Source organism: Pseudomonas sp. G3-39 (assembly GCF_054790485.1).
In genome coordinates, this window is the sequence record NZ_CP186497.1 from 3504215 (window position 1) to 3517879 (window position 13665).

At 62.1% G+C, this 13665-nt stretch carries 12 protein-coding genes and 1 pseudogene; 10 read left to right on the plus strand and 3 right to left on the minus strand.

The window, feature by feature from the left end; translation table 11 throughout:
- Positions 1 to 9 precede the first annotated feature (9 nt).
- The 3 genes from ACOYXG_RS15355 to ACOYXG_RS15365 all read left to right on the plus strand — a co-directional run bounded on the left by ACOYXG_RS15355 (position 10) and on the right by ACOYXG_RS15365 (position 2816).
- Positions 10 to 798 (plus strand): SDR family NAD(P)-dependent oxidoreductase, encoded by a 789-nt coding sequence (locus tag ACOYXG_RS15355; RefSeq protein WP_460352611.1) that lies wholly within the window; start codon positions 10 to 12, stop codon positions 796 to 798.
- Between the two features lie 82 nt (positions 799 to 880).
- The gene (locus ACOYXG_RS15360) at positions 881 to 1750 is read left to right on the plus strand and encodes an alpha/beta fold hydrolase (RefSeq protein WP_460352613.1); all 870 of its coding nucleotides are present in this window, start codon (positions 881 to 883) and stop codon (positions 1748 to 1750) included.
- A 67-nt stretch (positions 1751 to 1817) separates the two neighbouring features.
- Positions 1818 to 2816 carry an NADP-dependent oxidoreductase gene (locus tag ACOYXG_RS15365; RefSeq protein WP_460352615.1) on the plus strand — a complete coding sequence of 333 codons (999 nt, stop codon included), beginning with the start codon at positions 1818 to 1820 and terminating at the stop codon, positions 2814 to 2816.
- A 13-nt stretch (positions 2817 to 2829) separates the two neighbouring features.
- Here ACOYXG_RS15365 and ACOYXG_RS15370 read toward each other — a convergent pair whose 3' ends face one another.
- The gene (locus ACOYXG_RS15370; protein ID WP_460352617.1) at positions 2830 to 4026 is read right to left on the minus strand and encodes an MFS transporter; all 1197 of its coding nucleotides are present in this window, start codon (positions 4024 to 4026) and stop codon (positions 2830 to 2832) included.
- Positions 4027 to 4232: 206 nt separating this feature from the next.
- Here ACOYXG_RS15370 and ACOYXG_RS15375 point away from each other — a divergent pair, with 206 nt between their 5' ends.
- The 5 genes and pseudogenes from ACOYXG_RS15375 (at position 4233) to ACOYXG_RS15395 (ending at position 10326) form a co-directional block, all read left to right on the plus strand.
- Positions 4233 to 5165, plus strand: a complete 933-nt coding sequence (locus ACOYXG_RS15375; RefSeq protein WP_460352619.1) for an AraC family transcriptional regulator — start codon at positions 4233 to 4235, stop codon at positions 5163 to 5165.
- An 89-nt stretch (positions 5166 to 5254) separates the two neighbouring features.
- Complete coding sequence (locus ACOYXG_RS15380; RefSeq protein ID WP_027613020.1) at positions 5255 to 5710, plus strand: (2Fe-2S)-binding protein; 456 nt, start codon at positions 5255 to 5257, stop codon at positions 5708 to 5710.
- Entirely contained in the window at positions 5710 to 7962 is a 2253-nt protein-coding gene (locus ACOYXG_RS15385) for a xanthine dehydrogenase family protein molybdopterin-binding subunit (RefSeq protein ID WP_460352622.1), read from the plus strand. Before ACOYXG_RS15380 ends, ACOYXG_RS15385 begins: the two co-directional genes overlap by 1 nt.
- Before the next feature lie 17 nt (positions 7963 to 7979).
- On the plus strand, positions 7980 to 9332 hold the full coding sequence (locus ACOYXG_RS15390) for a c-type cytochrome (RefSeq protein ID WP_460352624.1): 1353 nt from the start codon (positions 7980 to 7982) through the stop codon (positions 9330 to 9332).
- An 11-nt stretch (positions 9333 to 9343) separates the two neighbouring features.
- Positions 9344 to 10326, plus strand: a pseudogene (locus ACOYXG_RS15395) (XdhC family protein).
- A gap of 27 nt (positions 10327 to 10353) precedes the next feature.
- Here ACOYXG_RS15395 and ACOYXG_RS15400 read toward each other — a convergent pair.
- The gene (locus ACOYXG_RS15400) at positions 10354 to 11364 is read right to left on the minus strand and encodes a zinc-dependent alcohol dehydrogenase family protein (protein WP_460352626.1); all 1011 of its coding nucleotides are present in this window, start codon (positions 11362 to 11364) and stop codon (positions 10354 to 10356) included.
- A 168-nt stretch (positions 11365 to 11532) separates the two neighbouring features.
- On the opposite strand from ACOYXG_RS15400, the gene ACOYXG_RS15405 reads away from it, so the two are divergent.
- Positions 11533 to 12429 carry a LysR family transcriptional regulator gene (locus tag ACOYXG_RS15405; protein ID WP_177408971.1) on the plus strand — a complete coding sequence of 299 codons (897 nt, stop codon included), beginning with the start codon at positions 11533 to 11535 and terminating at the stop codon, positions 12427 to 12429.
- A 52-nt stretch (positions 12430 to 12481) separates the two neighbouring features.
- Complete coding sequence (locus ACOYXG_RS15410; protein WP_460352628.1) at positions 12482 to 12961, plus strand: GNAT family N-acetyltransferase; 480 nt, start codon at positions 12482 to 12484, stop codon at positions 12959 to 12961.
- 26 nt (positions 12962 to 12987) lie between these two features.
- On the opposite strand, the gene ACOYXG_RS15415 is transcribed toward ACOYXG_RS15410, so the two are convergent.
- Positions 12988 to 13644, minus strand: coding sequence for an O-methyltransferase (locus ACOYXG_RS15415; protein WP_097090342.1), 657 nt, complete (start codon positions 13642 to 13644; stop codon positions 12988 to 12990).
- Positions 13645 to 13665: the final 21 nt, after the last annotated feature.

The following is a 13665-nucleotide window of genomic DNA, read 5'->3' on the forward strand; positions in this document are numbered from 1 at the left end:
AGATCCCCCATGAGCACCCGCCCTACTGTTCTGATCACTGGCGCCTCCACCGGCATTGGCGCGGTCTACGCCGAGCGCTTCGCGCAACGCGGCCACGATCTGGTATTGGTCGCCCGCGACCAGGCACGCCTGGACGCACTTGCAGCCCGCTTGCGCAGCGAACACGATGTCACCGTCGATGTGATCCCGGCGGACCTGACCCAACTCGCTGATCTGAGCACCGTTGAAAACCGCCTGCGCGACGACGCCCGTATCGGCATCCTCGTCAATAACGCCGGCGCTGCCCTCTCCGGCAACTTCATCGACCAAAGCACCGACAGCGTTGCGCAACTGGTCGCCCTCAACACCACCGCGCTGGTGCGCCTGGCCAGCGCCATCGCTCCACGTCTGGTCAAGGCCGGTGACGGCGCGATCATCAACGTCGGTTCGGTGGTGGGTCTGGCACCGGAGTTCGGCATGACCGTCTACGGTGCGACCAAGGCCTTCGTCCTGTTCCTGTCCCAGGGACTGAGCCTGGAACTGTCACCTCAGGGCGTCTACGTGCAAGCCGTACTCCCCGCCGCCACCCGTACGGAGATCTGGGATCGCTCCGGCATCGACATCAACACCTTGAGTGACATCATGGAAGTGGGCGATCTGGTGGATGCCGCTCTGGTCGGTTTCGATCGCCGCGAACCGGTAACCATCCCGCCGCTGCACGAAGCGCAACGCTGGGATGATCTGCAAGGCGCACGTCAGGGCCTGATCGGGCAAATCCGTCAGTCTGCGGTTGCCCAGCGCTACCTGGACCCACAGTGATTGTCTGGTAGCGAACACGCGCGGCGGATTCGATGCAGGCGCAAGTCACTGCATCGAATCCGGCCCGCGATCCGGAGCAGAAATGAATCAAACCCTGGCAAATAACCACACTGGCGCGTCGACGCCATTCAGCAACGCGGCGAACCAGTCGATCACGGTCAACGGCGTTCGCTTCGCTTACCGCGACATCGGCCCCGCTATCGGCGTGCCTCTGGTGCTGTTCAACCATTGGGGCGCCGTGCTGGACAACTTCGATCCCGCGATCATTGATGGCCTGGCACGAACACGACGGGTCATTACCACCGACTATCGCGGTATTGGCGGCTCTGGTGGAACCGCGCCACTGACCATCGGCGAAATGGCTGACGATGCCATTCAGTTGATCCGGGCGCTGGGGTTGGAAACCGTTGATGTACTGGGATTCTCGCTCGGCGGCTTCGTTGCTCAGGACATCGCCCTGAAGGCGCCCGATCTGGTGCGTCGCTTGATTCTGACCGGTACCGGCCCGGCCGGTGGCGACGGCATCGACAGAGTCGGTTCGGTGACGTGGCCATTGATCCTCAAAGGCTTACTGACCTTGCGCGATCCCAAGGTCTACCTGTTCTTCACCTCGTCAGCCAATGGCCGTCGATCTGCGGCGCAGTATCTGCGACGCCTGAAAGCACGCAAAAACAATCGCGACAAAAGCCCGACACCGAGCGCTTTTCTGCGCCAGTTGAAAGCGATCACCGCGTGGGGCCAACAGCCGCCGCAAGACCTCGGACGCTTGCGCATACCCACGCTTATCGTTAACGGCGACAGCGACATCATGGTGCCCAGCGTCAACTCGATGGCGCTGGCCAAGCGCATTCCCAACGCACAACTGGTGATTTACGAGGATGCCGGGCACGGCGGGATTTTCCAGCACTGCGTTGATTTTGTCGCCAAGGCCCAGGCATTCCTCGACGCCTGACGACACGGCGCAGCAACACCGCAACGCGCCAGCTACCCTCCTTACAACCGCCAAGAGCCGCACTACGATGAAAGCATTTCTGATTGATCGCTATGGAAAGAACACCGGACGCATTGGCGAAGCGTCTGCCCCTGTGGTGGGTGCCCGTGATGTCTTGATCGAGGTACACGCCAGCAGCGTCAATGTTCTGGATTCGAAGATCAGCAGCGGCGAGTTCAAGCTGATTCTGCCCTATGCATTACCGCTGATACTGGGCAATGATCTGGCGGGTGTGGTGGTGGAGGTTGGCTCACAGGTGACGCAGTTCAAACCGGGAGACGAGGTCTACGCTCGCCCGCCGGAAACGCGGATCGGAACGTTTGCCGAATTGATCGCCGTGGACGAAAACGCGGTCGCCCGAAAACCCGTCAATACCAGCATGGCGCAAGCCGCATCCCTGCCCTTGGTCGCGTTGACGGCGTGGCAAGTACTGGTCGAAACCGCACAACTGAAAAGGGGCCAGAAAGTACTGATTCACGCAGGCTCCGGTGGTGTTGGCAGCATTGCTATCCAGTTGGCCAGACACCTCGGCGCCTTCGTCGCCACGACCACCAGCACCACGAATGTCGAATGGGTCAAGGCACTGGGCGCCGATCTGGTCATCGACTACAAACAGCAAGACTTCGAAAGCGTCCTGCACGACTACGACGTGGTGTTGAACAGCCTCGGCGCGGACGTATTGCAAAAATCACTCAAGGTCCTGAAGCCCGGCGGCCAGCTCATTTCCATCTCGGGCCCGCCCACAGCACAGTTCGCCCAAGAACAAGGCTTGTCCTGGCCACTGCAACAGGTCATGCGCCTGTTGAGCTTCGGTATCCGGCGCAAGGCGCGCAAGCAGGCGGTCAGCTACACGTTCGTCTTCATGCGGGCCAATGGTGCACAACTGCAAAAAATTGCCACGCTGGTCGAGGAGGCAATCATCCGACCGGTGATTGACCGCAGCTTCTCGTTTGCCTCGACGGCAGAGGCGTTGAAGTACGTCGAGCAGGGGCGCGCCAAGGGCAAGGTCGTCGTTACGCTCAAATGACAACGTGTCCCCGTCAGCCGGCCGCGTTCGACTCGACCAGATGAACTTCAGTCGCACTGCGACCGGCGCACCAGGCGAGCACCGACGCAATCACTAACACCGCCGCGCTCAGCTCGAAGGTGGCTTTATAACCGCTCAGATCAAACGCCAGTCCACCGACGATGGCCCCTGCGGCGATGGCCAGTTGCACGATGGCCACGAGCAAGCCTCCGCCGGCTTCGGCATCCTCCGGCAGCGTCTGCGCCAGCCATGTCCACCAGCCCACGGGAGCCGCCGTGGCGACCAGCCCCCACAGGCCCAGCAGCACCGCAGTCAGCAGCGGCGAAGCGCCGAAGTTCACCAGCGCCAGCGCAATGACCGCCATCATCAGCGGGATAACTGTCAGCGTGCGGTACAGGCCAGTGCCGAGGAATCTTTCGATCACAAAGGTCCCGATGAAACCGGCAAGCCCCAGCCCCAGCAGCATCAAGGACAGGGTTGCAACGCTGACCCCGGTGACCCCCTCCAGAAAGGGCCGCAGGTAGGTAAACAGCATGAACTGCCCCATGAAAAAGACGCTGACAGCGACCATCCCCAAGGCGACCGGCCATTGCTTCATCAGCCGCAAGGCGTTGCCGCTACCGGCCTGACGCTCAAGTTTGAAGGACGGCAGGCTGATCAGCAGCCACACGGCCGCCAGCACGGCGACCGGAACTACGCAGAAGAATGCGCCGCGCCAGCCTATCAACGCGCCGAGAAAACTCCCCGCCGGAGCGGCAATTACCGTCGCCAGCGCGTTTCCGCCGTTGACGATCGCCAGTGCCCGGGACACTTGGTCAGGCTGCACCAGACGCATCGCGGTTGCCGCCGACAACGACCAGAAACCGCCAATCGCGATGCCGATCAGGGCCCGTCCGAACATGAACGAAGGGTAGCCCGGCGCGAACGCGACAACCGTCCCCGAGACGATCATCAGCAAGGTCAGACCCAACAGCAGCTTCTTGCGCTCGACACGAGCAGCGACCGCTGCAATCACCAGGCTGGTCATCAGGGCGAATGCACCGGACACGGAAATCCCCTGCCCGGCCTGACCTTCGCTGATGTGCAGTTCGGCGGCAATCGGCGTCAGCAGACTGACCGGCATGAATTCTGAAGCGACCAGGGCGAAGGCGGCCAGCGACATGGCCAGCACGGCGCTCCAGCCGCGTTGTTCTGTAGAAAGGGAAGTCATTGGAATTACCTGTATTGCGAGAGGCGTCAGGATCGCGTTGTCGAATCGCGGCTCTCCTGTAATGGTTTGATACATTCTCCCGGTCGATTCACCTCTGCCCTAGTGCATTCCTCTTGAATGCTTGCCTGATCCTCTGAGGATGCAGGGTGGTGTATAGGAATCGCCTGTGCAGCGGATTAGAGTTCGTTCAACAGGAGTTGCCCGACATGATCCCTACCCCGCTGCGCCACGAATCACCTTTGGCGTTGAACATTGACTCGCGCGTGAGCGTAGCGGGCGACTTCGCCACGTCGATACCCGGCCTGTCGCTGTTTCGTCGCGATCAGCCGGCGCCACCGACCGTGTGCATGATCGAGCCGAGCCTGATTCTGGTGGGCCGTGGGGAAAAGCGCTTGTGGGTCGGCGGTGAGGGTTACCGCTACGACCCTTCGCGGTTTCTGGTCACCTCGCTGGATCTGCCCGCCAATTCCGAAGTGCTTGCAGCCAGCCCCGAACAGCCCTGTGTCGGGCTGGTGCTGAGACTGGATGTCGGCATGCTCGCCGAGATCCTCAGCAAAGGTGGCTTGCCTGCGAAACGGCAGCCGTCGACGAACACCGGCGCTGGCATTGGCAACATGTCTTCCGCTCTGGAAGGCGCGCTCGAGCGCCTGCTGACATTGCTCGACGAGCCTGAGGCGATCCCGGTGCTGGCGCCGCTGGTGCTGCGGGAAATCCACTATCGGCTGCTCCATACCGACCAAGGCGCGCGGCTGCGGCAGATCACGGCCGTCGATGGCCAGGGTTATCGCATTGCCAAAGCCATCGACTGGCTCAAGGTCAACTACACCGAGGCGCTGCGCATCGATGAACTGGCGGCGCGGGTGCAGATGAGCGCACCGACTTTTCACCACCACTTCCGCCAGCTCACCGGCATGAGCCCGCTGCAGTACCAGAAATGGCTGCGATTGAACGAGGCGCGCCGGCTGATGTTGATGGAGCGTCTGGACGTTTCGCGAGCGGCGTTTGCGGTCGGTTATGAAAGTCCCTCGCAGTTCAGCCGCGAATACGCACGCCTGTACGGCACCGCACCCAGTCGGGACATCGCGCTGCTGCGTGGCGACCCCTTCGCCGCAGAAGCACTGGGCAATACGGCCAGTTGAGCAAAAGAACACGCTTTACCGGTGAGGCGCCACGCAGCGTTTCACCGCTTATAAAAATGCACGTCAACCGATGATCGAGCGGGTGAACCATGGAACTACGAATCAACCAGAAAACCTATCAGGTCGATGCCGACGCCGATACGCCCCTGCTGTGGGTGATCCGCGATGATCTGGGCATGACCGGCACCAAGTACGGCTGTGGACTGGCGCAGTGCGGCGCCTGTTCCGTGCTGGTGGACGGCAACGTGGTGCGCTCGTGCGTCACGCCGGTGGCCGGTGTGGTCGGCCGCGAGGTCACCACCATTGAGGCGATCGAGGCCGATGACGTGGGCAAACGGGTGGTCTCGACCTGGGTTGATCTGCAGGTCGCCCAATGTGGCTACTGCCAGTCCGGGCAGGTGATGGCCGCCACGGCACTGCTCAAGCAGAACCCCAAACCAAGTGATGCGCAGATCGAGGCGGCGATGGTCAACCTGTGCCGCTGCGGCACGTACAACGCCATTCATGCCGCCGTGCATGAACTGGCCGGCAAGGGAGACGCCTGATGAACGTGCGTATCGATCCTGCTCAGGAAGCATCAGCACTGGCTCTGCACGAACCAATCAACGTGTCGCGCAGACGTTTCCTGGCCGGCACCGCTGTCGGCGCACTGGTGCTCGGTTTCGGCCTGCCGCTGGGCACGACTCGGGTGCAAGCCGCAGTGGCGGCCGCGACTGCCGAGCGTGGCACGCAGGTGCCGGCGTTTCTGGAAATCCGCCCGGACAACCGCGTGCGCCTGCTCTGCCCGTTCATGGAAGGCGGACAAGGTACGTTCACCGCGATGGCGCAGATCGTCGGTGAAGAACTGGATGCCGACCCGTCGACGTTCCTGGTCGAAGCCGCACCGCCCGGCGAAGCCTATGTAGTCATGGAAAACGGCATGCGCATCACCGGCGGCAGCATGTCGGTGCGCATGAGTTACCCGGTGATGCGCCGCCTCGGCGCCCTCGCCCGCGCCATGCTGCTGCAGGCCGGTGCGCAGAAACTTGGGGTGCCGGTCAGCGAACTGAGCACCGAACCCGGCAAAGTCGTGCACGCCAGGTCGGGCCGCTCGCTGGCCTACGGCGAACTGGCCGAGCACGCCATGGATCTGCCGGTGCCCGATCCGGCCTCGGTGCAACTGCGTGATCCGAGCCAGTTCCGCTGGATCGGCAAACCGGTGAAGCGCGTCGATGCCTACGACAAGTCCGTGGGCAAAGCGCTGTACAGCATCGACCTGAAGGTCGACGACATGCTGCATGCTGCCGTTCAACATGCCCCGCGTTTGGGCATGACCGTGGGTAACCTGCGCAACGAAGAGCAGGTCAAGGCAATGAAAGGCGTGCATTCCGTGCATCGCCTGCCGGGGGCCGTGGCGGTGGTGGCCGAGCGCTGGTGGCACGCCAAACGTGCAGTGGAAGCGATTCAGGTCGACTGGCAGGAACCAACAGCCGACAGCAAGGTACGGCCGATGCCTGCGGACTTTTCCAGTGATGCCTGGCTCAAGCGCCTGGCTGACGACAAAGGCCCGGCCAGGGATGATGAAAATGAGGGCGACGTGGCTGCAGTTCTGGCCAGCGCCAAGACGCGGATTGACGCCACTTACCACAACCAGTACCTGAACCACGGCCAGTTGGAGCCGCCGTCGGCGCTGGCCCGATTCAATCCCGACGGTTCGCTGGAAATCTGGCTGCCGAATCAGGCGCCGGACATGTTCCGAGCGGACATCGCCAAACGCACCGGGCTGGACCCGTCGCGCATCACCTTGCATTCGCCATTGCTCGGGGGCTTCTTCGGTCGGCATTTCCTTTACGACGCCGCCAGTCCCTACCCTCAGGCGATCGAGCTGTCCAAGGCAGTTGGCCGCCCGGTCAAACTGATCTGGAGTCGCGAGGAGGAGTTCCTGCGCGACGTGCTGCGTCCCGTAGCCGCCGTGAATTTCCGCGCCGCGCTGGACAACGACGGCTGGCCGCTGGCGATCGAAGCAATCAGCGCCACCGAAGGCCCGACCGAGGCGCTGGCCGGCAAACAGGGTGAAAAACTCGACCCGACGGCGCTTGAAGGCTTGTCGGGCAAGTCCTATGCGATCCCCAACAAGCGCATCGCGCAGATCTACGCCAAAGGCCCGGCGATGCTTGGTTATTGGCGTTCGGTGGGCAACTCGCTCAACGACTTCTTCTATGAATCGTTCCTTGACGAACTGGCCGACAAGGGCGGCAAGGACCCGTTCGAATTGCGCCTGCATCTGCTGCGAGACAACCCGCGACTGACCACGCTGCTGCAAGCAGTGGGCGAGCTGTCGGGTGGCTGGAAGCGCGGGCCGTTTACCGCGGCGGACGGCAGCAAACGCGCCCGAGGCGTGGCGATGGCGTCGCCGTTCGGTACCCAGACGGCGGTAATCGCCGAGGTCTCCATCGAGAACGGTCAGGTCAAGGTGCACGACATCTGGCAGGCAATCGACCCCGGCAGCATCGTCAATCCGGCGATTGTCGAAGCGCAGGTCAATGGCGCGGTGGCGCTGGGCCTGTCGCAGACCCTGGTGGAGGAAGCCGTGTGGATTGATGGCAAACCGCGCGCGCGCAACTACGACCTGTATCCGATCCTGCCGCCTGCGCGGATGGCCCGGGTCCACGTGCGTGTTGTCGAGAGCGGGGAAAAAATGGGCGGCATCGGCGAACCACCGTTGCCCGCTGTCGCGCCCGCCGTCGCCAATGCGGTGGCAACGCTGACCGGGCAACGGGTGCGCAGCCTGCCCATGAGCCGACACACCTTCACTTGATCAGCGCCGGAGCGTCCATGAATAACCGCCGATTCGCAAGAACCGCTGGCTGGCTGGCAGTGCCGTGCCTGGTCGCGGCAGGCCTGCTGGCCTGGTATGTCACCCGCGAGCCTGTCTCGCGCCTTGAAAACAACCACACCGCCGTGGCCGATATCGACCCGGCGCTGGTCGCTCGTGGCGAATACGTCGCCCGACTCAGCGACTGCGTGGCATGCCACAGCGTGCCGGGCGGTGCGCCGTTCGCTGGCGGCCTGGAAATGGCCACACCACTGGGCGCGATCCACGCGACCAACATCACCCCGGAGCCGGAAACCGGCATCGGCCGCTACAGCCTCGCGGACTTTGACCGTGCGGTGCGCCACGGCGTGGCACCTGAAAGCCGTCGTCTGTATCCGGCGATGCCCTACCCGTCCTACGCCAAGCTCAGTGACGATGATGTGCGGGCGCTGTACGCGTTTTTCATGAAAGGCGTGACACCGGTCAAGCAGGCGAATATCTCGAGTGCGATTCCTTTCCCGTTGAACCTGCGCTGGCCGATTGCGTTGTGGAACGGTGTGTTTGCCGATACCGAACCTTACGTGGCCAAACCGTCGCAGGATGAAGTGTGGAATCGCGGCGCCTATCTCGTTCAAGGCGCGGGACACTGCGGCAGTTGCCATACGCCGCGCGGGCTGGCATTCAACGAGAAGGCCCTGGATGAATCCGCCACGCCGTACCTCGCCGGCGCCTTGCTCGATGGCTGGTACGCGCCAAGTCTGCGTGACGACCACAACACCGGTCTGGGCCGCTGGAGCGAACCGGAGATCGTGCAGTTCCTCAAGACCGGGCGTAACAAACATGCAGTGGTTTATGGCTCAATGACCGAGGCGTTCAACAACTCCACGCAGTTCATGAGCGATGACGATCTGACTGCGATCGCCCGCTATTTCAAGTCATTGCCGGGGGACCGTCAGCGCGACGGCCAGCCATGGCAGTACCAAACGGTTTCGGCGACGGAACGTCTGGACGCGCCCGGTGCCCATACCTACGTCACGCGCTGTGCTTCGTGCCACGGTTTGGACGGCAAGGGCCAGTCGGAATGGATGCCGCCGCTGGCCGGCGCCACCTCGGCACTGGCCAAGGAAAGCGCCTCGGCGATCAACATCACCCTCAACGGTTCGCAACGGGTGGTGGCCGCCGGAGTACCGGACGCCTATCGCATGCCAGCCTTCCGCGAGCAGTTGTCGGATCAAGAGATCGCTGAAGTGCTGACCTTCATGCGCAGCACCTGGGGCAATCAGGGCGGTGCCATTGAAGCGCAGGCCGTCAACAAGCTGCGTGAACGTACGGATCCGGCCAGCAGTAGCCCGATCATCCTGCAAATGCGTTAGAGGAACGTTTGATGGAAAGCATCGACTTGCTGGTCCTGCGCACCGCGCGGGACTGGCTCGCACATGGGGCTCTTCGCCGCGCCCGACAGGGTCGATGATGGCCTTGCGTAACGACGGTCGCGTGGTGGGCAGCGTGTCCGGCGGCTGCATCGAGGACGACCTGATCCAGCGCTACACCACCGCGCATGGCGGCAGCGGCTTGAAGGACAGTGTGCCCGAGGTGGTGCGCTACGGCGTCAGCGCCGACGAGGCGCATCGTTTCGGTTTGCCCTGTGGCGGCACGCTTGAGCTGATTCTGGAGTTCAACCCGTCCTGGCAGGTGCTCGACGAACTGCTGGTGCAACTGGATGCCGGGCAACTGGTGCGCCGCTGCCTGGCACTGGATAGCGGTCGCGTCACACTGCAAGCCACGGCAACTCCTGAGCAATTCAGTTTCGACGGCCACCGGATGCTCAATACTCTCGGGCCGGGGTATCGGCTGCTGATGATCGGCGCCGGCGCGCTGGCCGAGTATCTGGCGACCATGGCGCTGTTCAACGGCTTCAAGGTCGCGGTGTGCGACCCGCGTGCCGAATACATCGAAACCTGGGCGGTGAACGGTGTGGAGCGCATCATCGGCATGCCGGATGACGTGGTGCGCGACTTCGCGGTCGATCTGCGCACCTGCATCGTCGCCTTGAGCCATGATCCGCGACTCGACGATCTGGCACTGCTCGAAGCTCTTCACAGCCCGGCGTTTTACATCGGCGCCATCGGTTCGCGGCGCAACAGTCAGCTGCGCCGCGAACGTCTGATCGAGCATTTTGGTGAGACCCAGGCGTCACTCGAACGGCTGCACGGACCGATCGGCATCTACATTGGCAGCAAGACACCGGCGGAGATCGCGGTCAGCGTGATGGCCGAGATCCTGGCCGCGAAGAATGGCGCCAATTTGCCGAAGGCGTTTTCGATCGCCAGCTCCAAGGCGCAACAGGGTCTGGCGCAATCGCATTGAGCCCCGTTGCTTGGCCCTGTGCCTATATCAGGCGACTTTGATCACCACTTTGCCAAACGCGCCCTTTGCCAGATGCTCGTACGCCTCGCGCGCTTTCTCGAACGGATACACCTGATCGATCACCGGGCGAATCTTGTGCTGGTTGAGGAAGACGTTCATCCGGTCGAAGGATGAGCGCGGCGCCACGGCGATACCGCGAAGGGTGGTCTGGCGGAAAATCAGCGGCATCAGATTGAGTGCAACGGTCTGCCCGGTCAAAAAGCCGATTTGTGCAATGCGCCCGGAAGCCTTGGTCGCTGCAACCGACTGATTGATGCCGTTGCCACCAGCCACGTCGAGCAGCAGATCCACGCCTTTGCCGTCAGTCAGTCGCAACACTTCATCGGCCCAGTTCGGTGTCGTTCTGTAGTTCACGCCCGCGACCGCTCCCAGTGCCTTCACGGCTTGCAGGTTGTGCTCGCTACTCGATGTGGCGATCACTTTGACGCCCAGCGCCGTGGCGATCTGCACGGCAAAAATCGACACCCCGCCCGTGCCTTGTACCAGCACTGTCTGGCCGGGCTGGATCTGTCCAAAGTCGACCAGTGAGTACCACGCCGTGAGCGCAGCAATCGGCAACGTCGCCGCCTCTTCGTCGCTCATGTTGTCCGGCGCGGCAACGGCGCTGTCTTCGTGGATGATCATGTATTCGGCCAGTCCGCCGGGCAGCGGCGAACCAAAGCAGTAGTCCGGTTCATTCGGCCCCGGCTCGCCATCCAGCCAGCGGGAATACAGATGCGAGTTGACCCGATCGCCGACCTTGAAGCGGCTGACGCCGTCACCCACCGCGACCACGGTGCCCGCTGCGTCGCTCACCGGAATCAACGGTTTGGGCACCATGTGCGGCTCGTAGATGCCGTCAACGATCGCCTTGTCGCGAAAATTGAGGGACACGGCGCCGACCTTTACCAGCAATTCGCCGGACTGTGGCTGCGGGGTCGCTGTCTCTTCCAGGTGCAGATTGTCGAGGCCGAAATCTTTCAGTAACCAGGCTTTCATTGCGAATCTCCAAAAACGGATCAATGGCTGCAAACCACCAAGGGTTTGCCTGGGCACATCTTTCGCTGTTGGGCTCGCGCAATAAATACGCAAAAAGGCACATGATTATTCTATCCTCAAGCAACAATTGAATTCCGTCAGGTCCCGATCATGGAATTGCTGCAATCGATGCGACTGTTCGCTCGGCTTGCCGAGCTCGGCAGCTTCACCAAAGCCGCCGAATCGCTGGACATCGGGCGCCCCCAGGTCACCCGTTACATCCAGGAGCTGGAAACATCCCTGGGTGTGCGTCTGTTTCAGCGCACCACCAGAAAAGTCGCGCTCACCACCGAAGGCCAACTGTTCTATGAGCGAGTGCAGGAAATTCTCGCAGATATCTCGGCCGCCACTTCGATGTTCGACCGCAGCGGAGCAACGCTCGAAGGCCGGCTTCGGGTCGATATCCCGACCGCGTTCGCGCAACTGGACTTCATCAAAAACCTGAAAACCTTCACCAGCGCCTTCCCCGGGATCGACATGGTGCTGGGCGTGACTGATCGGGCGGTCGACCTGATCGGTGAAGGCATCGACTGCGCGTTACGAATTGGCGAGTTACCGGACTCGACCTTGATCGCTCGCCCGATCGCCATGGCAACCATGGTCACGTGCGCAGCCCCCGAGTATCTGCAGGAACACGGCGAACCGCGGACACTCGACGATCTGAATGCCCATCGCGGGGTGAATTTTCTTTCCGGCCAAAACAACAGGACATTGCCCTGGCACTTCTCGGTCAAAGGCAAAGACCGCGCGTTCATCAGCAACGCCGGCATCACCGTCACCGAGTCGAATGCCTACGTGCAGTGCGGCGTAGCGGGCTTTGGAATCATTCAGGCGCCAGGCATCACCGTGGCCGAATATCTGGCCAGCGGCACCCTGGTGGAAATCCTCAGCGCCTATCGGCCCACCCCGCGCCCGGTATCACTGCTGTACCCCAGCCGCACGCATCTGGCTGCGCAAGTTCAGGTATTTGTCGAATGGCTGCAGCAGCACTTTGTGCAGATCTATCCTGACTGGCTGGAACAATAGCGATCAACAGCGCCGTTCGCGGCTTGCGCGTAATCAAGGAGCACCGCACGACATGGAACAAATCACTTACCGCACCGCGACGAGCGCAGACGCGTTGAGCATGTGTGAGCTGGGGCAATTGCTTAACGACGTGCATCACAATGCCCGCCCCGACATCTATGCCCCTCCCACCGCGGACTTTTCCCGCGACCTGCCCCACTGGTCAGCGCTGTTCGAGAAACCCGGTCACGTTGTGTTCATCGCCCATGTCGACGATCAACCTGCGGCGTTTATCACGGCCAGCCTGTCGGCCAGTTCAGGGCCGTTGATGCAACCGCAGAATGTCGTTCGCATCGGCTCGGTGTGTGTCGCCAAACAGTTTTCGGGACAGGGCATCGGCCGTGGGCTGATGAATCTGGTGAAAAACTGGGCGATCGAACAGGATGCCCAGGATCTGCGTTTGAACGTCTGGCCGTTCAATAACCGTGCCGCGCGGATGTATGCGGAGTTCGGCTTTGAGACTCGAGCTGTCGAAATGGGCATGCGTTTGTAGTGGTTTGCCCTTGGGGTAAGCAGGACTCAGCCCAGTCGCATCGACAGCTCGATGTCATCAGCAAATGGCACCGACAGGTAACCGTTCTGTGGCGCACGCACGTGGGCCAGATATTCCGGGCAATAGTTGGTGTTATCCGCCACCACCAGTGCGCCAGGCTTCAGGTGTTTTTCCACCAGCCTCAACACGTCGCCGTACAACGCCTTGGCCCCATCGAGCAGGAGCAAATCGACTGACGGCGGCAGGTCGCTGGCGAGTGTGACGAGAGCATCGCCTTCGCGGATTTCCACCAGATCGCTGATGCCGCCCTCGATGAAGTGATGGCGAGCCAGGGCGATTTTCGACGGTTCGAATTCGCTGCCGATCAGCACGCCACCACCGTTGTCGCGCAGTGCCGCCGCCAGGTGCAGAGTGGACAGGCCGAACGAGGTGCCGAACTCGACAATCGCTTTGGCCTTGGTATTGCGCGCCAGCATGTACAGCAGTTTGCCGGTGTCGCGCGAGACCGGCAGCCATAGGTCCTTGAGCATGGCGTAGAGTTGCAGGTACTCGGTCTTGCTGTGCATCAGGCGCTCGCGCTCCTCGCCCGACACCGTTTCCAGCACCGGGCTGGTGGCGGCGCTGGCCTGGCTGTAGAGGCGTTCGATCAGGCTGGCCAATGGTTCAGAAGTCAGGGTGGTCATGATTGCTTTCCGTCAATGGGG

What these genes read in the sequence shown, in the direction of transcription:
- ACOYXG_RS15355 (WP_460352611.1), top strand. Translation starts at nt 10, where the DNA reads ATGAGCACCCGCCCTACTGTTCTGATCACTGGCGCCTCCACCGGCATT.
- ACOYXG_RS15360 (WP_460352613.1), top strand. Translation starts at nt 881, where the DNA reads ATGAATCAAACCCTGGCAAATAACCACACTGGCGCGTCGACGCCATTC.
- ACOYXG_RS15365 (WP_460352615.1), top strand. Translation starts at nt 1,818, where the DNA reads ATGAAAGCATTTCTGATTGATCGCTATGGAAAGAACACCGGACGCATT.
- ACOYXG_RS15370 (WP_460352617.1), bottom strand. Translation starts at nt 4,026, where the DNA reads ATGACTTCCCTTTCTACAGAACAACGCGGCTGGAGCGCCGTGCTGGCC.
- ACOYXG_RS15375 (WP_460352619.1), top strand. Translation starts at nt 4,233, where the DNA reads ATGATCCCTACCCCGCTGCGCCACGAATCACCTTTGGCGTTGAACATT.
- ACOYXG_RS15380 (WP_027613020.1), top strand. Translation starts at nt 5,255, where the DNA reads ATGGAACTACGAATCAACCAGAAAACCTATCAGGTCGATGCCGACGCC.
- ACOYXG_RS15385 (WP_460352622.1), top strand. Translation starts at nt 5,710, where the DNA reads ATGAACGTGCGTATCGATCCTGCTCAGGAAGCATCAGCACTGGCTCTG.
- ACOYXG_RS15390 (WP_460352624.1), top strand. Translation starts at nt 7,980, where the DNA reads ATGAATAACCGCCGATTCGCAAGAACCGCTGGCTGGCTGGCAGTGCCG.
- ACOYXG_RS15400 (WP_460352626.1), bottom strand. Translation starts at nt 11,364, where the DNA reads ATGAAAGCCTGGTTACTGAAAGATTTCGGCCTCGACAATCTGCACCTG.
- ACOYXG_RS15405 (WP_177408971.1), top strand. Translation starts at nt 11,533, where the DNA reads ATGCGACTGTTCGCTCGGCTTGCCGAGCTCGGCAGCTTCACCAAAGCC.
- ACOYXG_RS15410 (WP_460352628.1), top strand. Translation starts at nt 12,482, where the DNA reads ATGGAACAAATCACTTACCGCACCGCGACGAGCGCAGACGCGTTGAGC.
- ACOYXG_RS15415 (WP_097090342.1), bottom strand. Translation starts at nt 13,644, where the DNA reads ATGACCACCCTGACTTCTGAACCATTGGCCAGCCTGATCGAACGCCTC.